Genomic DNA, 17,403 nt, shown 5'->3' with positions numbered 1-17,403 from the left:
TTACACGCTTGCAATGTTGGATTTCGCCTGGTCCAATCCTGCTGGCGCAACTCGCCGTCCGCTCTTCGATTCGTCGAACTCGTGCCTGGCACCATGCGGGGAAAACCGCGCGATAGTGTCAACTCAGTGCAAACTTCCGCACTGCGCCTCGCACAAGCGTGGCAGAGATTCTTCGCGCCTAGCCGCCCAGCGCCGGCGCCTCGGGCGGCACCGCGGCGTTGCGCCAGCGCGCCACCGGCCGCACCTCGACGGTGCCGTCCTCCTCGACCTTGCGCTGGATCAGCGTCGCCCCGTCCTGCGCCGTCTGGCCGATCGTCGCGCGCACCCGCACCCAGAAGGTGCTCGACTGGAAGCTGGTGCCCGGCGGCTGGCTGACCTTCTGGTCCGAGAGGTCGCGCAGCGTGATCTGCCCGTTGCGCTTGCGGATCGCGACCAGCCGCTCGGCGACCACCGGATCGTCGAACAGGATCGCGAGCAGTTCCTGGTCGGCGGCATTCAGGTTGATCCTGGTGTTGCCGGGCAGCGCGGTCACCATCCGCTCGAGCCGCGCGATCGCATCCTGATCCGCGCCGGGCAGCAGCCGGATCGGCCGCACGTCGGTCACCGGCCCCTGCCCGCGGACATAGGCGATCGCCTGCGTCGTCTGCGCTTCGTCGAGCCCCGCGATCGCCGCCAGCTTCTGGAACAGCAGCACCGGCGCCACCTCGCCGCTGCGCAGCGAATTGACGTTGAACCGCCCTTCGGCGTCGCTCACCGCTAGGTCGAAGCTGCCCCCGTCGATCGCCGCACCCTTCGCCCCGATCGAGGCCCAGGGCTCGCCGGCATGGTCCACATCCGGCGCCTCCCGCGCATCGCGGCGCAGCGCGCTGATCGCCGACAGCTCGCCGCCGCGCACGATCGCCGCCGCCCGCGCCGCCTCGCGGCCCCTGAGCGAGCGGTCGAGCGCCAGCTCCTCGCGGCTGATCATCAGAAGCACCAGTCCGCTCGCGATCGCCACGAACATCAGCACGTTGACCAGGATCATGCCCTGCTCGTCGTCACGCCGCGCCATCACTGGTCCCTCGGCCGATCGGGCAGCACGACCACCCGGCGCAACGAACCCTGCGGCCCCTGCACCCCGGCGACCTGCATCTCGATCGAGACCGCGCGCGGCCATTCGGCCTTGCGTTCCTCGCTCGGCGGCCAGCGGTCGATCCAGGCGCCGCCGTCACGGAACCGCCACCGCGTTTCCGCCACGCCCTGCAAGAGCATCTGCGGCTGCGGCGCCGAGCGCACCAGCACGCCCTCCGCCGCGCCATAGCGCACCGGCACCGGCGGCCCGCCCATGCCGCCCGCGATCCGGGTGAAGGCGATGCCGCTCCCGCCTCCGGAGACCTCGCCGCGCGTGATCTGGTCGAGGTCGCTCTGGATCACGAACATCGCGCGCTGCAGGTCGGCGAGCCGGCTCAGCCGGGTCTCGGTCCGTCCCTGCACGTTGAGCACGCTGTCGAGCAGCCCCAGCCCTGCCACCGCGATCAGCGCGAACAGCCCCAGCGAGATGATCAGCTCGAGAAGGGTGAACCCCTCCTCTCCTGCTTCCGGTTTCACGCCCCCAGGCTCACCGCGACCGGCTCGTACCCGGTCGGCCCGGCGAGCAGGATCGCCAGCTCGCGCGCCACGCTGCCGTCGCTGCGGAAACGGGCATTGCCGGTGACGCAGGGATAACTGGTCTCGCGCAGCAGCGCCGCCTGGCTGATTTCGCCCTTGCCCCGCAGCACCTTGACGATCCCGCCCGCATCATAGGCCAGCGCCGCCAGCGCGCCCGGATCGCCGCCATGACGCGAGCGGAACTCCCCGGCAAAGCGTCCGAACGCCGCCGGATCCGGGCTGGCCAGCCACGCGCCGCTCAGCACCTCGAGCGAGGCCGGGCGGTGGTCCAGCGCCTGGACGGTACCGAGCAGCTGGATGCCGGTCTCCTTGAGGTTGCGCGCCGCCGCCAGCACCGCCTCGCCGCTCCCGGGCAGCAATACGGCATCGGGCGCATCCCCGGCCACTGGCAAGGGCTGGTTCGCGGTCACCGTCAGCACGCGTACGTCGATCCCGATCTCGCCCTGCACCTTGCCCGCCGCCAGCGCCGCCGCGGCGCTCCACGGCGAGGTGTCGTCGATCACCACAACGCTCTTGATGCCGCGCGACCGGGCGTAGCGCAGGATCGCGCTGGTCACCTGGCTCGGCGTGATGCCGAACACCCAGCTGCCCGGCGCGCGCACCACGGCATTGTTGCTGAACGCCACCACCGGCACGCGGCCGGCGACCTCGCGGCCCACCGCGGTGACCTCCTCCGCGGTCACCGGTCCCAGGATCATCGCGGCCTTGGCCTTGAGCGCATTGCGCGCCGCCAGCGCCGCGCCCGCCGCGGTCCCGCCGGTGTCGTAGGCGGTGATCTCGGGCCCAGAATCCGCGAGCAACGCCGCCTGCCGCATGCTAAGGCCCAGCGCGGCGCGCGGGCCGGAGAGCGGCAGCAGCAGCGCCACCGGCCGCTTGTCGCGCTTGGGCTTCTTGTCCTGCACGGCGGCGGCGAACACGGAGGGACTCGCAAGCAATGCCGGCGGCAGCAACAGGCCTGATTTCAACAAGTCGCGGCGGTGGAACGCCGGTGTCCGGATTGGCGTCTTGGTCGGCACGGCGGCGTCTTACCGTCTTCGTCGTGCTCGGCATAGCCGCTTATGCGCTGGCGATGCTCGCGACGATGCCGGCCAGCGTGTTCCTCAAGAACCGGCCATGGCGCACCGGCGTCGCCGGAACGGTATGGAACGGCGAGGTCGGCGTCGCCGGGGGCAGCAAGTTCGAGTGGAACTGGGCGCCGCTGCGCTCGCTCACCAGCCTCGCCTTCGCCGCCGACTGGAAGGCGACCGGCCCCGACACCGACATGGGCGGGCGCGGCCTGATGCGCTTCGGCCGCACCGTGCTCGACGACGTCAGCGGCAGCGCCCATTCGTCGATCCTCCAGGCGCTCCAGCCCAACCTGCCCTTCACCTGCGACCTGGTGATGCAGCTCGAATTCGCGAAGATCGCGATCGGCGGTTCGGGCCAGGCGATCGACGGCAAGCTCACCACCGACCCGGGCACCTGCACCCCCAAAAGCGGCGGCGCGGCGGTCGCGGTGCCCTCGCTGCTGCTCACCGCCGAGAAGGTCGGCACCGCCACCCGCATCCGCATCGCCCCCGCCACGCAGCGCCGCCGGACGCTGGTCGACGCGACGCTCAGCGAGGACGGCAGGCTCAGCGTCCGCATGACCGCCGACGGCGCGCGCGTCCTGCCTTTCACGGGCATGCCCCCCGGCGCGACGATCGAGGGGCTGATGTAGCGCGATGGGCGGATCGCCGGCGCTGGTCGACATCGCCTTCGACGGGCGCGTCATCGAATGGCGCGGACCGGCCCCCTTCTACTTCGTGGCCATTCCCGACGCGCACACCGGCGAAGTGCAATGGGCGGCCCGCATCGCCAGCTATGGCTGGGGCTGCGTCCCGGTCGAGGCGGAGGCGCGGGGGCAGTCGTTCGAGACCTCGCTGTTCCCCCGCGACGGCGGCTATCTCGTCCCGCTGAAGCTCGCGGTGCGCAAGGCCACCGGCATCCTGCCCGGTGACCAGGTCGCGATGCGGGTCCGCATCGTCGAGCCGGCCTAGAGCGTCACCAGGTCGTTGAGGTTGATGATCGGCAGCAGGATCGCCAGCACCATCATCAGCACGATCCCGCCCATCAGCAGCAGCACCAGCGGCTCGACCAGCGCGACCATCGCGCTGGTCACCGCGTCGAGCTCGCGGTCGAGCTCGTCGGCGGCGCGTGACAGTGCCGGGCCGAGCTGCCCGCTCGCCTCACCCGACGCGACGATCGCGGTAAGCATCAGCGGGAACACCCCCGCCTCGGTCATCGCCGCGCGCAGGCTGATCCCCTCGCGCACCCGAGCCGCGACGTGCAGCGCCCGTTCGCGCACCCAGCGGTTGGGCGTCACCGCAGCGGCCGCATGCAGCGCCTCGACCAAAGGCACGGCACTCGACACGAGCGTGGCCAAGCTCCCGGCGAAGCGCGCGGCATTGTGCTGGCGGCTGAAGCGGCGGAACGGCCAGCGCTCGGTGAAGGCGCGGTGCACCTTGAGCCGGTTGGCGGGGTTCGCCACCCAGCGGCCATAGATCACGAAGCCGATCAGCGCCGCGAGGAGGATGTACAGCCCCCAGGCCTGCAGAAAGCCCGAGATCGCGATCAGCATCCGCGTCAGCAGCGGCAGATCGGTCCCGCGCGAGACGAACACCTTGACGATGTCGGGGATGACATAGACCAGCAACAGCACGATCACGCCCAGCGACACCGTCGCCAGCAGCCCCGGATAGAGCAACGCCAGCTGCAGCTTCTGGCCGTTCGCCTGCCGGTTCTCGACGAAGTGCGCGAGATGCTCGAGCACCTCCGTCAGCTTGCCCGACGCCTCGCCCGCCGCGACCGAGGCGCGGTAGAATTCGGGAAAGGTCCTGGGGTGCGTGCCCAGCGCGTTGGCGAAGCTGCGCCCGTCGAGGATCGCGGCGCGCACCTCGAGCAGGATTGTGGAGACGCGCTGTGCCTCGGACTGACTCGCCGCCAGCCGCAGCGCCTCCTCGACCGGAATGTCCGATCCCACCAGCGTCGCGATCTGCCGCGTCGCCGTCGCCAGCTCGCGCGCGCTCATGCCCGTTCGTCCGAGCCTGGGGAGCCTCAGGCTTCCGGCGCGGCGTTCCGCTGCCGGATCGACCGCCAGCGGCAGCAGCCCCTGCTGGCGCAACATCGCGCGCGCCGCCGCGGGACTGCTCGCCTCGATCAGCCCCTTCTTCTCGGCGCCCCCGCGATCGGCGGCGCGGTAGGCGAAGGCGGGCATCAGGCCTCTTCCCGCACGACCCGCGCGACTTCCTCGACCGTGGTCACCCCGGCCCGCACCTTGGCCACGCCGTCGTCGAGCAGCGCGGGGCTGCCCTGCCGTGCATGCGCCTCGATCTCGGCCTCCGAGGCACCGTCATGGATCATCGCCTGGAAGCGCTCGTCGACAGGCACGACCTCATAAAGGCCGGCGCGGCCGCGATAACCATCGCCATGGCACTCTTCACACCCGATCGCGCGCCAGAGCTTCTCGCCCGGCTTGATCGCGCCGCCGAGCAGCAACGAGTCGCCCTCGCTCGCGACGTCCTCGCGGCGGCAGCTCGGACACAACCGCCGCACCAGCCGCTGCGCCGCCAGCCCGACCAGCATCGGCGCGAGCAGGTAGCGTTCCACGCCCATGTCGATCAGCCGGGTCACCGATCCCACCGCGCTGTTGGTGTGCAGCGTCGAGAGTACGAAATGCCCGGTCATCGCCGATCGCACCGCAACCTCCGCGGTCTCCTGGTCGCGGATCTCGCCGACCATGATCACGTCCGGGTCCTGACGCAGGATCGCGCGCAGCCCGCGCGCGAAGGTCATGCCGGTGCGCGAATTGACCTGCGTCTGGCCGATCCCGGGAAGCTCGTATTCGATGGGATCTTCCACCGTCATGATATTGCGCTTGCGGTCGTTCAGCCGCTGGAGCGCGGCGTAGAGACTGGTCGTCTTGCCCGATCCGGTCGGGCCGGTAACCAGCAGCATGCCGTGCGGACGTTCGAGCAGCCGTGCGAACACCTCGCGGTCACGCTCGCTCATGCCGAGATGCTCGAGGTCGAGCTTGAGCGAGCCCTTCTCCAGCAGGCGCATCACCACGCGCTCGCCATGCTGGGTCGGCAGCGTCGAGACGCGCGCGTCGACGTCGTGCCCGCCGATGCGCAGCGTCACGCGGCCGTCCTGCGGCACGCGCTTCTCGGCGATGTCGAGCTTGGCCATCACCTTGATACGGCTGACCAGCAACGGCGCCAGCTCGCGCCGCGGCTCGAGCCGGTCGCGCAGCACGCCGTCGATGCGGAAGCGCACCACGACACGCTTCTCCTGCGTCTCGACATGCACGTCCGACGCGCCTTCCTTCACCGCTTCGAGCAGCAGCGCGTTGATCAGCCGGATCACGGGCGAATCGTCACGCGTGTCGAGCAGGTCGTCGACCGCCGCCGCGCTGTCGGCCAGCGCCGCGAGATCCATGTCGCCGAGATCGAGCTCGGCCGCCGCGCCGGCGCTACCCGAATAGCTCGCCGCCAGTGCCTGGTCGAACACGGCCTCCTCGACCGCCACGAAGCGCGCCGCGGGCGCGATCCGCTGCACCTCGAGCAGCGCATCGAGCGTCGCATCGGGCCGATGCACGCATTCGAGCCCGCCCGCGCCGGCGCGCAGCACCACGCCCGCGCGGCGCGCATAGCCATAGGGCAACGTCTCGATCACCTCGCTCATTGCGCGAACTCGACGGTCGCGCTGACACGCCCGGCCGCGCCGCCCTTGCGCAGCTCGACCCGGCGCGCGCGCAGCGGCGTGGTGCGCTCGACATCGGCGATCCAACCGACCACGCCCTCATAGGGCGCCTCGGCGACCTGCGCGGTCAGCCCCGCCCCGCCCCGCACGACGTTGGCGGTGATCCCCGCCTCACCCGCGGCCGCCTGCGCGGCCTCCGCGGGCGAGCCGCCCCGCTGCTGCGGGCGTGCGCCCTGTGGCGTCAGCACCCCAGCGGCGCGGACTCGCGCGGTCAGAGTTTCGTAGGTACGGATATCGGCCAGCGCATCGGCACGCGCCGCCTGAAGCGGCTTGACGATGCCGAACACCAGCACCAGCGCCGCGAGGATCACGCCCAACGTGCCGACCAGCCAGCGCTCGCGCGGGGCGAGGCCGCTCCACCACTGGCCGATCCGCGTCCCCCAGGCGTCGAGCGTAGGGCTGCGCGTGATGCGGATCCCGCTCATGCGCGCACCGTCAGGCGCAGCGCGCCGGCCTGCCCCGCCGCGACCTCGGCGTTCACGCCCGCCGCGCGCATCGCATCGCGCACGCGGCCGGCAAGCCCGGGCTCGCCCGGCTCGATCTCCATTACCAATGCATTCCCCTCGAACCGCATCGACCGCGCCGTCACTGCGCTCGACAGCGGCGCCAGCGCGTTCGAGGTGCGCGTGACCAGCGGCACGAACTGGCTGCCCGCCGCGCCCGGCGGGGGCAGCATGTCGGTCACGCTCGCCTGCAGGTCCTCGCCGAGATTGGCGCCCGGCGCCGCCTGCGCCACTGCCGCGCGGGTGTCGTCGGCGCGCCGCTCGGCGATTGCGCGGAGCATCACGGCGTCCGCCACGCCGATCACGGTGTGCGCCGCGATTCCCGCCGCGGCGATCCAGCCGAGCCGCTTGAGCCAGCTGCTCCCGCCCGCCGCGCGCCGCGCATAGATGCCCTGGCGCAGATCCACCGCCGGCTTGGCCAGCCGCTCGGCCAGCCCGCCGCCACCCGCCGGCCGCGGCTCCTGCGGCAGCTCGCCGATCGGCGCCGAGCCGGTGTTCCAGATGCGCGGTCGCCCGGCCGCTTCCCACGCCTGTCCGACCAATGCAGCGGGCACCGCGAAGCCGGTCCCGTCTCCGCTGCGCACCAGCACGCGGCCCTCGTTCGCCTCGGCCGCCCAGCCTTCGTCCGGTACCGGCAACGCCAGCGCGTCGGGCACCATCGCGGCATGCGCGAGCCCTGCCGCCTCGGCGGTCTCGACCCATTCGCGCATCTGCGCGTGCCGAACAACGGCCACCAGATAGCGTCTCGGCGCGATCTCGCCGCCCAGCGCGATGTGCACCGCGTCGATCGGATCGGCGATCCGGTCCTCGATCGCGAAGGGCAAGGCCGCCACTCGTTTGGCATGCGTGCCGAGCGGCAGGTCGACCACTAGGAGTAGCACCGATTCGCTCGGCACCAGCAAGGTTGCAGGACCGTCCGGCTCGGCTATGATCGCCCGCCCGCCGGATAGCGCCCAAACGCCGCCGGCGCGGACCTCTGCTGTGCCCGATTCGGCTTGATCGATCATGGTTCGGGGCGCTCTGGTTGTAACATTGCTTTCACGGGAAGGACGCATGGGGCCGCGATGCGCATAGTTTTGAAACAGTTCCATGACACCGTGGCAGTTGGCGTTCGCCAGGGCAAGCGCCGCGCCGTTCCCCATGCCGAAGCCGGCCTCACCCTGCTCGAGATGATCGTCGTGCTCGTCATCATCGCGATCGTGGCGGGCCTCGTCACGATGAACGTCGTCGGCCGCCCCGACCAGGCGCGCGTCACCACCACCAAGACCAACCTCGCCAGCCTGTCGAGCGCGCTCAAGATGTACCGCCTCGACAACGGCCAGTATCCGACCACCGAACAGGGCCTCAAGGCGCTCGCCGAGAAGCCGGTCACCCCGCCCGTCCCCGCGGCATGGCCCGAGGGCGGCTATGTCTCGGAGAATCCGGTCGACGCCTGGGGCAATCCCTATGTCTACTCCTCGACCGGCAGCGGCTTCGAGCTCAAGTCGCTCGGCAAGGACGGCAAGCCCGGCGGCACCGAACTCGACGCCGATCTCGACGCGAAGGGCGGATAACGCCCGTGCGGGGGGATGGGATCAGCAACGCTGAGCGCGGCATGACGCTCATCGAGATGCTGATCGTGCTCGTCATCATCGGCATCGCCGCGGGCGGCGTCGCGCTCGGGGTCGGCGCGGCGACGCGAGCCCCTTCAGTCGAGACCGAGGCGCGACGCCTCGCGCTGCGGCTCCAGGCGGCCGCCGACGACGCGATGATCGGCGACCGCATCATCGCCTTCACCGCCGAGCGCCACGGCTACGGCTTCGCCGCGGTCGGGCGCGACGGCAAGCTCGCCCCGCTCGGTGACGCGCTCGCCTTCCACCAGCTGCCCGGCGGGATCGTCGTCACGCTCGACGCGCGCCCGCCCGTCGTGCTCGGCGTCGATGGCGGGGGCAAGCCGCTCACCGCGACGATCGAGAATGGCGCCCAGAAATGGGTGGTCCGCTATGACGGCATGACCGCCACCGCGACCAGGGTCGAGGCCGCGTCATGAGGGGCGAACAGGGCTTTTCGCTGATCGAGGCGCTGGTCGCGCTCGCGGTGCTCGCCATCGCCACGGTCGGGCTCGTCCGCGCGACCGAGAGCCACATCGATTCGACTCGCGCGATGGAGCGCCGCGCCGCCGCGATGTGGGTCGCCGAGAACCGCCTCGCCGAAGTCCAGCTCGCCGATCCCGTCGCCAACGCGCGCGAGGCCGAGCTGCTCGGCCAGCAATGGCGCGTCGAGGTCGCGCGCACGCGCACCGAGGATCGCGGCATCGACAAGGTCCGCATCCAGGTATTCGCGCAGGGCGAGCGGACTCCGCTTGCATCGCTCGACGGCTTCGTCGAGGGCGGCGGCGCATGATCAGCTTGCCCGATCTCTCGCCGCGCAACGCGCGCACCGCGCTCGACATCGCGACCGCCGCGGTGGTCGTGTCGGTCGCGATCGCGCTCGCCGGCCTCACCTGGCGGATCGCCGGCCATGCAAGCACCGGCGCGGTCACGGTTCCCTCCGGCGCGCGGCCGGTCGCCCAGCCCGCCGACATTACCGCCGCGCTCGCCTTCGCGCCGTTCGGCAAGGGCGCGATCACCGACGCCTCGCAGGCCACCGCGCTTCCGCTCAAGCTCAAGGGCGTGTTCGCCGCTTCGCCCGCCGAGCTGTCGGTCGCCTATATCGAGGTCAGCGGCGAGCCCGCCAAGCCGTTCCGCGTCGGCGAGGCGGCGGGCGGCGCAACGATTGAGGGCATCTTGCGCGACCGCGTGCTGCTGCGCGTCGACAACCGCATCGAGTTCCTCGCCTTCCCCGATCCCACGCTGACCATCGACCAGCAGGCCGCGGCCGCGGCAAAGCCGCCCGCACAACCGGCTCAGTCGGCACCGACCGCGCCCGCGATGCCACCATCCGTCCCGCCGCGCTCGCCCAACGCGGTAGCACTTTCGTCCGAGCTTGTCTCAGGCCTGAGACCGGTGCCAGGCGGTGTTCAAGTCGGCAGCGGCGCTCCCCCCGGCCTTCAGCCCGGCGACGTCGTCACCTCGGTCAACGGCCGGGCGATCAACACGCAGGCCCAGGCCGCCGCCGCCATCGCCGCCGCGCAATCGCTCGGCTCCGCCCAGATTCAGATCACTCGCGACGGAAAGCCCGTGACGCTGACCGTCCCGACCCGCTAGGTATCCCGCCCGTGCCCAATCCGATCCGCAGCACCGCCCTCTCCCTTGCGCTCGTCGCCATGGTCTCGCAACCCGTGCTCGCCCAGCAGAGCGAGGCAGCCGACATCGTCGTCAACATGCGCGGGGTCGAGATCGCCGACGTCGCCGACCAGATATCGCGCCTCACCGGCCGCACGCTGATCCTCGACCCCGCGGTCAAGGGCACGGTCACCGTCACCTCGGCGACCCCGCTCTCGCCCAGCGGGGTGTGGGAGCTGTTCCTCTCGGTGCTCCGCGCCAATGGCTTCGCGGCGGTCCGCTCGGGCCGCGCCTGGCGCGTGGTGCCGGCGGGCAACGCCGTGCGCGACGGCGGCGTGCCCTCGCGCGGCGCCTCGGGCCAGGAGCTGATCACCCGCATGATTCGCCTGTCGAACGTCCCCTCGGCCGAGGCGGCGCGCGTCGCCCGGCCGCTGGTGGCGAGCTTCGGCAGCGTCGAGCCGCTCGCCCAGCCCAACGCCGTGGTCGTCACCGACTATGCCGACAATGTCCGCCGCATCGAGGGCATCCTGCGCGCGCTCGACGGCAACGGCTCCGGCCTCACCTTCGCCACCATCGCGCTGCGCAACGGCAGCGCGCCGGACGTGGCGCAGGCGCTGCAGGGCGTGCTCGGCGACCCCGCCTCGGGCGGCGCGCGCGTCGCCGCCGATGCGCGCAGCAACACCGTGATCGTGCGCGGCACGCCGACCGCGGTCGCCGACGCGCGGCGCATGATCGCCTCGCTCGACGCGCCCGGCGGCGCGACGCCGGTGACGCGCGTCTTCCGCCTGAGCTACGCCGATGCCGAATCGGTGACGGAAGTGCTGCGCGGCGTGCTCGGCCAGGAAGCGACCACCACCAACGCGGTCGCGCGCAGCCTCTCCGACAAGCGCGGCAGCGGCTATCGCAGCCCCACCAGCGTGCTCGGCGGGCTGGTCGCGTCGGGCGGCACCAGCCAGGCCGACACCGCCGCTGCCGCCGCCAGTGCCGCGCTCCAGGCGCAGCAGGCGCAGCTCGGGCAACAACGCACCGAGACTCCGCAGGGCTTCTCCACGCCCGAGATCACCGTTCAGCCCTCGCCCGACATCAACGCGGTCGTCGTCCGTGGTACCCCCAGCGCGATCGCCGCGATCGAGCCGCTGATCGTCGATCTCGACGTCCGCCGCCCGCAGGTGCTGATCGAGGCCGCGATCGCCGAGATCACCGGTGAGGAAGCCGAAGCGCTCGCCGTCCAGCTCGGCACCAGCGGGGCGGTGCTCAACCAGGTCGAGGGCGCGGCCACCTCGTTCAACAATGCCGGCCCCTCGCTCGGCGCGATCCTCGACGCGCTCGACGTGCCGATGGCCGCGGCGCTCGGGCCGGGCCTCACCGCCAATATCGCGATCGGCGACAGCTTCTCGATCCTGGTCCAGGCACTCGGCACCTCGACCAAGTCGAACCTGCTCTCGACGCCGCAGATCACCACGCTCGACAACAAGGTCGGCGAATTCGTCGTCGCGCAGGAAGTGCCGTTCATCACCGGCTCGATCCTCACCGATTCGTCGAGCGACGTGCGCCCCTACACGTCGGTCGAGCGCAAGGATGTCGGCATCACGCTCAAGGTCCTCCCGCGGATCAACGCGGGCGACACGATCCGGCTCGAGGTCGTGCAGGAAGCCTCGTCGATCGCCGCGACCCAACTCAGCCAGGCGACCGACCTCATCACCAATCGCCGCGCGATCAACACCACCGTGCTCGCCGACAACGGCCAGACGATCGTGCTCGGCGGACTCACCTCGGACGATTACGGCCAGGTCAAGAGCCAAGTGCCGATCCTAGGCGACATCCCGATCCTCGGCGAGTTGTTCAGGAGCCGCCGCGAGAGCCGCAACAAGCGCACCCTGTTCATCTTCCTCAAGCCCACCATCCTGCGCAACGGCGAGGATGCCGCGGCAATGGCCAAGGCCAAATATGCCCGGCTGCGCAGCGAGGAACTGGACCTGAACAAGCCGAGCAACCTGCTGCTCAAGCCGCTCCAACCGCGGCTGACGCTGGAGATCGACGGGATCTACTGAGCGGATTCGTCCGCGGCGGGGTCTTCGGCAGCCTCGGGGGTACCCATCGCCACCCGTACCCGCTCGCGCCCGCGCGTGAAGAACGCCGCATCGATCGCCAGGCTCTCCAACCGCCAGCCATCCACGCTCTCGCCGACGCCCAGGCTGCGCGAGTTGCCGTCCGCCAGCCGCACCAGCGCCACCGCGTCGCGGTTGAGCCGCCCGGCGATGCCGACCAGCGCGGGCGCATCGGCCGGGATCTCGTCGCTCGCCTCGACCGCGGCGAACAGCGGCCGCTCGTAGACCGCGGCGACCGCCGGCATCGGCGGCGGCACCACCGGGCGCGCGTCGGCCGCTTGCGCCGGAACCTTCACGCCCGCGCCGGGCCACAGCAGGGCAACCGGCATCGCAACCGCGAACAGCGCCGCGCCACCTAGCACGAATCCCTCGGTTCGGCTCAGCGCCATGCCGCCACTGCCTCGCCCTCGAGCCGCAGGCCGCCGCCCGGCAGCGCCGTCATCCGCCACGCCGCGAAGCGCGTCAGCGGCGTCCCGCGCTCGATCCGGTCGGCCAGCGCCACCACCGCCTTGTCCGGGCCGGAGAGCCGCAAGCGCAGCCGTGCCAGCCCCTCGCCGGCCACCACCGGCGCGGCCTGCTCCACCAGCACGCCGCCCTCGGCCGCCAGCCGCCGCACCCGGCCCGCCAGTCCGCGCGCCGCCTCGGTTTCGCTTGCCCCCGGCGCGCGCAGCCCTGGCGCGGCCAGCGGCACCGCGGCCGGCCGTGGCGCGGCTGCCGCCAACCGCGCACCCGCAGCAGCCTCCCGCGCGCGCATGAGCTTGCCTAACGCCGTGCCGGTCGCCGGCGCCAGCAGCGCCAGCACCGCGAGCCCCCCGCCGACCCCGGCGATCAGCGTCGCCCGGTTCATGGCGTCCGTCTCAACATTACCGCGATCATCGCGCCCGCGCGCCGCTGCCCGGTTTCGCGGAACCCGGCCAGCGCCGGATCGCCCCGCAGCGCACCGCGCAACAGGTCGGGGTCGGGCGTCGAGATTTCGAGTTCGAGGGCGCCGTCGGCCGCCTTGGCCATGCGCGCGACTCGCGCTTCGGCCGGGATCGCCGCCGCCACCCGATCGAGCCACACCGCAACGCCCGCGTCGCGCACCGCTGCGTGCAGCGCCGCACGCGCCGCCTGTTCGCGCGCTTCCGCCTCGCGCCGCGGCGCCGCCTGAACGTCCAGCCGCGCCGCCTCCGCACGCGCGCCCCGCTCGATCATGCCCGCCGCGACGATCGTCCCCAGCGGCCCGAGCGCGATCACGCCCGTCAGTGCGGCTGTCAGACGCCAGTTCACCGGTCCGGGCGATCGGGGCTCGGTCCGCGCCTCGCGCGCCGCGAATCGCTGCGCCATGCGATCGGCCAGGCTGTCCCGCGCGTCTTCCATCGCCAGCGCCCCTATCGTCCTATCCCCATAAAAAACAGCCTGTCATCGAAGAGTCTCCAAATCGACACGAGTCCGTCAACGCTTCTCCATCACCCTGTAAACGCGCGCCGCCACAGCCCCCGCAACCCTATCCGCACTGGATCGGGGTCACAAAAAAGGGGGTTCCAGAACATGACCGAGAGCACCGATCTGGCCTTTGGCTATACTGACGGCGACGTCGATACCAACAACACCGCCAATCCCACGCTCAACGCGCTGATAGAACAGCGTTATTCGCGCCGCGACACGCTGCGTTCGGGTGCCTCGGCGGCGGCGGTCGCGGTGTTCGGCGGCGGCGTCCTCGCCGCGTGCGATAGCGCCGGCGACGCTGCGGACCCCTTCCCCAACCTGATCTCGGTCGGATCCTCGGGCAACACCAGTTCGGGCCGGGTCGTCACGCTGACCGGCCAGGCGACCGACAATGGCGCGATTACCTCCGCCTGGGTGCAGACCAGCGGACCGGCGGCCACGCTGATCGGCGCGAACACGCCGAACGCCAGCTTCATCGCGCCGAGCGTCAGCGGGCCGACCGGCCTGACCTTCCAGTACAGCGCCACCGACAGCGCCGGCCAGACCACGCAGGGCAGCGTCGCGGTCACCGTCGCTCCTGCGGAGATGGGCTTCACCTCGATCGCCAAGAACAAGAACGACGTCGTCACCGTTCCGGCGGGCTACACCGTCACGGTCATGACTCGTCTCGGCGATCCGATCGCCTCGAGCGTCGCGGCGTACAAGAATGACGGCACCGACACCAATTTCGCGCAGCGTATCGGCGACCATGGCGACGCGCTCTACTGGTACGGCCTCACCGCTGCCGGCGCGCGAGACGACAACAGCTCGGTGCGCGGTCTGATGGTGCAGAACCACGAGAACCTCAACGACCAGTATCTGCACCCGAACGGTGGGACCACGGTCGGCGGCGCCCGTCCCGAGGCCGAGGCGATCAAGGAGATCGAGGCGCACGGCGTATCGGTCACCGAATATGTCGAGGGCGCTAACCGCGCCTGGACCTATGTCCAGAACTCGGCCTTCAACCGCCGTATCACGCCGAACACCGAAGTGGTATTCAACGGCCCGGTGAAGGGTAGCGCCTGGCTGCGCACCCCTTTCTCGACCGACGGCACCAAGGGCCGCGGCACGATCAACAACTGCGCCAACGGCCACACCCTGTGGGGCACCAACATCACCTGCGAGGAGAATTGGGCCGGCTATTTCCACCGCAGCGGCGACGATGCCCAGCGAACCGCACGCGAATTGGTCGCACTGCGCCGCTACGGTGTCACCAGCAGCAGCGGCAGCTACGGCTGGTCGACGGTGATCCCCGCCGACGCCTCGAACACCACCTTCCGCCGCTGGGACGCGCGCGCCGGCGTCGGCGGCTCCGCCACGACCGACTGGCGCAACGAGCCGAACCAGTTCGGCTGGTGCGTCGAGTTCGACCCGTATGACAAGACCCAGGCGCCGCGTAAGCGCACCGCGCTCGGCCGTCTCGGCCATGAGGGCGCGTGGTTCGGCAAGTTCATTTCCGGCAAGAAGCTCGCCGTCTATCTCGGCGACGACTCGCGCGGCGAGTATTTCTACAAATTCGTGTCGAACGCGACCTGGAACCCGGCCGACGCACAGGCGACCGACCGCCTTGCCATCGGCGACAAGTATCTCGACGCCGGCACGCTCTACGTGGCGAAGTTCGACGCCAACGGCACTGGCACGTGGGTGCCGCTGGTGTTCGGCTCGGTACCGAACCGCCCGGCTGCGGGCGCGGACCCGGAATATGTCTTCGCGGACCAGGTCGACATCCTCGTCAACACCCGCCTGGCCGGTGACGCCGTGGGTGCGACCAAGATGGACCGCCCGGAGTGGACCGCGACCAACAACGTGACGGGCGAGATCTACCTCACCCTCACCAACAACAACGCGACGCTGCGCCCGCTGGGCGGGACCGACGCCGCCAATCCGCGCCACTATAACGACGTGCGCGGCACCTCGACCAACCAGTTCGGCAACCCCAACGGCCACATCCTGCGCCTGCGCGAGAATGCCGACGATCCCGCCGCGACCGGCTTCACCTGGGACATCTACCTGTTCGGTGCCGACTCGGCGGACTCGAACAGTGACGTCAATATCTCGGGCCTCACCGCCGCCAACGACTTCTCCAGCCCCGACGGCCTGTGGTTCTCGCGGCCGCAGAATGCCGGTGGCTTGGTCAAGCCGCTGCTGTGGATCCAAACCGACGACGGTGCCTTCACCGATCGCACCAACAACCAGATGCTGGTCGCGATGCCGGGCACGACCGGCGACGGCGCTTCGGTGACGATCACCAACCGCGGCACCGGCGGCGCCACCGCAACCCAGACCACGCGCCGCGGCGCGCTGGCCACCGACGCGACGCTCAAGCGCTTCCTGGTCGGCCCGGTCGAGTGCGAGATCACCGGCGTCGACACGACTCCGGACGGTCGCACGCTGTTCGTCGGCATCCAGCACCCGGGCGAGGGCGGCACCCCGGCCGCGCCGACCAGCAGCTGGCCGGCGACTCAGGCGACCGGCACCGCTCCGGCGGGCACGCGTCCGCGCTCGGCGATCGTTGCGATCACCAAGAATGACGGCGGCGTGGTCGCCCTCTGAGCCAAGGAACAAGGCCGTGATCCGGCGGGACCGGATCACGGCCGGGAGTTGAACCCCGAGCCTCCAGGGGAGGCGGGTCCGCCCGCCTCCCCTCTTTTATCGGGTTAGTTCGCGTCGGTGCGGCTGACGATCTTCGCGGTGCCGTCGCGCGTGATCGAGATGAGGTGCGGGGTGCGGTTGTCGCACGTCACGCGCCACGCCGGATTGCCCTGAACCGGGTCGAAGCGCTCGGTCTCGGTCACTTCCTGGCAGTTGAACCCCGCATCGCGCACTGCGCGCAGGAACACGCCGTTCTGCAGTGCCGGCGGCAGCGCGATCACCTCGGCCTGATAGTTGGTCGCGTCGGCGACATTCTCGACCATGTTGTTGGCCGCCGCGTCGTTCGCCGCCTGCTGCCCGCCACCGCCGCATGCGCCGAGCATCAGCGCCGCGACGATCGCCAGATAAGTTTTCCGCATGAATGCACCTCCATCGCGCCGACAACGCGGATCGTCACGGCTTCGATCCGACCATCTTGAGAAATAGCCGCGTCGCCCGCTCAACGCGCGCCCGGACCATCTCGGGCGGCGGGATCGGTTCCAGCCCAAGCTTGACGCCCATGTCGGACAGCCCCTTCCACAGCCCGCACAGATCCTCGGCGGCCAGCCAGGAATCGTCGATCTCGATCTCGCCTTTCGCCGCTGCCTCACTCAGCACCTCGGCAAGGCGCCCCACGCACAATGCCGGCCCCGCCTCGTAGAAACGCTCGGCCAGCCGCGGCAGCTGCGCGATCTCGTTCATCAGCACGCGATCGACCGCGAGATGCTCCTCGCTGAACAGGAACCCCATCAGCGCCATGCCATAGTCGTTGAGCCGCTCCTCGAGGCAGCGCCCGGCCGAGAGCCCGTCGTCGAACACCGCCGCCATCCGCCCGCTCTCGGCGCGGATCACTTCCTCGAACAGCGTCTCCTTGTCGCCGAAGCGGCTGTAGACGGTGACCTTGGAGACCCCCGCGGCCTGCGCGATGTCCTCGATCGTCGCGGCGTGGAAGCCGCGCGCGAAGAAGGCGGCGCGCGCCGCCTCGACGATCGCGCCGTACTTCGCGGGGTCGCGCGGCCGTCCGGCGCGTCGCGGCTCCACCGCGGTGGCGGGCTGTTCGTTCGC

20 protein-coding genes are annotated in these 17,403 nt (G+C 71.0%); 8 read left to right on the top strand and 12 right to left on the bottom strand.

From position 1 onward, the window contains the following. Nucleotides 1–178: 178 nt before the first annotated feature. The 3 genes from ACO227_RS13150 to ACO227_RS13140 are packed head-to-tail and all read right to left on the bottom strand — an operon-like array spanning nt 179 to nt 2,564. Entirely contained in the window at nt 179–1,051 is an 873-nt protein-coding gene (locus ACO227_RS13150; RefSeq protein ID WP_423602275.1) for a general secretion pathway protein GspK, read from the bottom strand. Continuing rightward, complete coding sequence (locus ACO227_RS13145) at nt 1,051–1,587, bottom strand: type II secretion system protein GspJ (protein WP_423602274.1); 537 nt, start codon at nt 1,585–1,587, stop codon at nt 1,051–1,053. Before ACO227_RS13145 ends, ACO227_RS13150 begins: the two co-directional genes overlap by 1 nt. Beyond that, nucleotides 1,584–2,564 (bottom strand): penicillin-binding protein activator, encoded by a 981-nt coding sequence (locus ACO227_RS13140; protein WP_423602273.1) that lies wholly within the window; start codon nt 2,562–2,564, stop codon nt 1,584–1,586. Before ACO227_RS13140 ends, ACO227_RS13145 begins: the two co-directional genes overlap by 4 nt. Before the next feature lie 71 nt (nt 2,565–2,635). On the opposite strand from ACO227_RS13140, the gene gspN reads away from it, so the two are divergent. Both gspN and ACO227_RS13130 read left to right on the top strand, forming a co-directional pair. Then, a complete protein-coding gene (gspN, locus tag ACO227_RS13135) occupies nt 2,636–3,346 on the top strand; it encodes a type II secretion system protein N (RefSeq protein WP_423602272.1) in 711 nt (236 codons plus the stop codon). 4 nt (nt 3,347–3,350) lie between these two features. Beyond that, nucleotides 3,351–3,665 carry a DUF1905 domain-containing protein gene (locus ACO227_RS13130; protein ID WP_423602271.1) on the top strand — a complete coding sequence of 105 codons (315 nt, stop codon included), beginning with the start codon at nt 3,351–3,353 and terminating at the stop codon, nt 3,663–3,665. Here the strand turns inward: ACO227_RS13130 and ACO227_RS13125 are convergent. From ACO227_RS13125 to gspL, 4 genes are read right to left on the bottom strand one after another with little or no spacing between them, the layout of a single operon-like run. After that, the gene (locus ACO227_RS13125; RefSeq protein WP_423602270.1) at nt 3,662–4,882 is read right to left on the bottom strand and encodes a type II secretion system F family protein; all 1,221 of its coding nucleotides are present in this window, start codon (nt 4,880–4,882) and stop codon (nt 3,662–3,664) included. The two genes, ACO227_RS13130 and ACO227_RS13125, sit on opposite strands and share 4 nt — an antisense overlap. Beyond that, a complete protein-coding gene (gene gspE, locus ACO227_RS13120) occupies nt 4,882–6,348 on the bottom strand; it encodes a type II secretion system ATPase GspE (protein ID WP_423602269.1) in 1,467 nt (488 codons plus the stop codon). Before gspE ends, ACO227_RS13125 begins: the two co-directional genes overlap by 1 nt. Next, entirely contained in the window at nt 6,345–6,851 is a 507-nt protein-coding gene (gspM, locus tag ACO227_RS13115; protein WP_423602268.1) for a type II secretion system protein GspM, read from the bottom strand. Before gspM ends, gspE begins: the two co-directional genes overlap by 4 nt. Continuing rightward, a complete protein-coding gene (gene gspL, locus ACO227_RS13110) occupies nt 6,848–7,936 on the bottom strand; it encodes a type II secretion system protein GspL (protein ID WP_423602267.1) in 1,089 nt (362 codons plus the stop codon). Before gspL ends, gspM begins: the two co-directional genes overlap by 4 nt. Before the next feature lie 90 nt (nt 7,937–8,026). Between gspL and gspG the strand changes: the two genes are divergently transcribed. The 5 genes from gspG to gspD are packed head-to-tail and all read left to right on the top strand — an operon-like array spanning nt 8,027 to nt 12,183. After that, nucleotides 8,027–8,482 (top strand): type II secretion system major pseudopilin GspG, encoded by a 456-nt coding sequence (gene gspG / locus ACO227_RS13105; RefSeq protein ID WP_423602266.1) that lies wholly within the window; start codon nt 8,027–8,029, stop codon nt 8,480–8,482. Between the two features lie 41 nt (nt 8,483–8,523). Continuing rightward, nucleotides 8,524–8,958, top strand: a complete 435-nt coding sequence (locus ACO227_RS13100) for a prepilin-type N-terminal cleavage/methylation domain-containing protein (RefSeq protein ID WP_423602265.1) — start codon at nt 8,524–8,526, stop codon at nt 8,956–8,958. Beyond that, nucleotides 8,955–9,311, top strand: a complete 357-nt coding sequence (gene gspI, locus ACO227_RS13095; RefSeq protein WP_423602264.1) for a type II secretion system minor pseudopilin GspI — start codon at nt 8,955–8,957, stop codon at nt 9,309–9,311. The genes ACO227_RS13100 and gspI overlap by 4 nt, the downstream gene beginning before the upstream one ends. Beyond that, a complete protein-coding gene (locus ACO227_RS13090) occupies nt 9,308–10,114 on the top strand; it encodes a type II secretion system protein N (protein WP_423602263.1) in 807 nt (268 codons plus the stop codon). The genes gspI and ACO227_RS13090 overlap by 4 nt, the downstream gene beginning before the upstream one ends. A gap of 11 nt (nt 10,115–10,125) precedes the next feature. Then, on the top strand, nt 10,126–12,183 hold the full coding sequence (gspD, locus tag ACO227_RS13085) for a type II secretion system secretin GspD (RefSeq protein WP_423602262.1): 2,058 nt from the start codon (nt 10,126–10,128) through the stop codon (nt 12,181–12,183). Here the strand turns inward: gspD and ACO227_RS13080 are convergent. From ACO227_RS13080 to ACO227_RS13070, 3 genes are read right to left on the bottom strand one after another with little or no spacing between them, the layout of a single operon-like run. After that, nucleotides 12,177–12,629, bottom strand: a complete 453-nt coding sequence (locus tag ACO227_RS13080) for a hypothetical protein (protein ID WP_423602261.1) — start codon at nt 12,627–12,629, stop codon at nt 12,177–12,179. The genes gspD and ACO227_RS13080 overlap by 7 nt on opposite strands. Continuing rightward, on the bottom strand, nt 12,620–13,087 hold the full coding sequence (locus ACO227_RS13075; RefSeq protein WP_423602260.1) for a hypothetical protein: 468 nt from the start codon (nt 13,085–13,087) through the stop codon (nt 12,620–12,622). Before ACO227_RS13075 ends, ACO227_RS13080 begins: the two co-directional genes overlap by 10 nt. Further along, nucleotides 13,084–13,599, bottom strand: a complete 516-nt coding sequence (locus ACO227_RS13070) for a hypothetical protein (protein ID WP_423602259.1) — start codon at nt 13,597–13,599, stop codon at nt 13,084–13,086. The genes ACO227_RS13075 and ACO227_RS13070 overlap by 4 nt, the downstream gene beginning before the upstream one ends. A 171-nt stretch (nt 13,600–13,770) precedes the next feature. Here ACO227_RS13070 and ACO227_RS13065 point away from each other — a divergent pair, with 171 nt between their 5' ends. Next, nucleotides 13,771–16,260, top strand: a complete 2,490-nt coding sequence (locus tag ACO227_RS13065) for an alkaline phosphatase PhoX (RefSeq protein ID WP_423602258.1) — start codon at nt 13,771–13,773, stop codon at nt 16,258–16,260. 104 nt (nt 16,261–16,364) lie between these two features. Here ACO227_RS13065 and ACO227_RS13060 read toward each other — a convergent pair whose 3' ends face one another. Together ACO227_RS13060 and ACO227_RS13055 are read right to left on the bottom strand one after the other, a co-directional pair. Then, entirely contained in the window at nt 16,365–16,718 is a 354-nt protein-coding gene (locus ACO227_RS13060; RefSeq protein WP_423602257.1) for a hypothetical protein, read from the bottom strand. A gap of 34 nt (nt 16,719–16,752) precedes the next feature. Beyond that, the gene (locus ACO227_RS13055; protein ID WP_423602256.1) at nt 16,753–17,379 is read right to left on the bottom strand and encodes a TetR/AcrR family transcriptional regulator; all 627 of its coding nucleotides are present in this window, start codon (nt 17,377–17,379) and stop codon (nt 16,753–16,755) included. Nucleotides 17,380–17,403: the final 24 nt, after the last annotated feature.

Source organism: Sphingomonas sp. MS122, assembly GCF_049532975.1.
Taxonomy (GTDB): domain Bacteria; phylum Pseudomonadota; class Alphaproteobacteria; order Sphingomonadales; family Sphingomonadaceae; genus Sphingomonas.
The sequence above is the reverse complement of the archived record's forward strand: the minus strand, read 5'-3'. Positions and strand labels throughout refer to the sequence as shown.

Coding starts and splice junctions, on each gene's coding strand:
- ACO227_RS13150 (WP_423602275.1), bottom strand. CDS start 1,051: ATGGCGCGGCGTGACGACGAGCAGGGCATGATCCTGGTCAACGTGCTG.
- ACO227_RS13130 (WP_423602271.1), top strand. CDS start 3,351: ATGGGCGGATCGCCGGCGCTGGTCGACATCGCCTTCGACGGGCGCGTC.
- ACO227_RS13125 (WP_423602270.1), bottom strand. CDS start 4,882: ATGCCCGCCTTCGCCTACCGCGCCGCCGATCGCGGGGGCGCCGAGAAG.
- gspE (WP_423602269.1), bottom strand. CDS start 6,348: ATGAGCGAGGTGATCGAGACGTTGCCCTATGGCTATGCGCGCCGCGCG.
- gspM (WP_423602268.1), bottom strand. CDS start 6,851: ATGAGCGGGATCCGCATCACGCGCAGCCCTACGCTCGACGCCTGGGGG.
- gspL (WP_423602267.1), bottom strand. CDS start 7,936: ATGATCGATCAAGCCGAATCGGGCACAGCAGAGGTCCGCGCCGGCGGC.
- ACO227_RS13100 (WP_423602265.1), top strand. CDS start 8,524: ATGACGCTCATCGAGATGCTGATCGTGCTCGTCATCATCGGCATCGCC.
- gspI (WP_423602264.1), top strand. CDS start 8,955: ATGAGGGGCGAACAGGGCTTTTCGCTGATCGAGGCGCTGGTCGCGCTC.
- ACO227_RS13090 (WP_423602263.1), top strand. CDS start 9,308: ATGATCAGCTTGCCCGATCTCTCGCCGCGCAACGCGCGCACCGCGCTC.
- ACO227_RS13080 (WP_423602261.1), bottom strand. CDS start 12,629: ATGGCGCTGAGCCGAACCGAGGGATTCGTGCTAGGTGGCGCGGCGCTG.
- ACO227_RS13075 (WP_423602260.1), bottom strand. CDS start 13,087: ATGAACCGGGCGACGCTGATCGCCGGGGTCGGCGGGGGGCTCGCGGTG.
- ACO227_RS13070 (WP_423602259.1), bottom strand. CDS start 13,599: ATGGAAGACGCGCGGGACAGCCTGGCCGATCGCATGGCGCAGCGATTC.
- ACO227_RS13065 (WP_423602258.1), top strand. CDS start 13,771: ATGACCGAGAGCACCGATCTGGCCTTTGGCTATACTGACGGCGACGTC.
- ACO227_RS13060 (WP_423602257.1), bottom strand. CDS start 16,718: ATGCGGAAAACTTATCTGGCGATCGTCGCGGCGCTGATGCTCGGCGCA.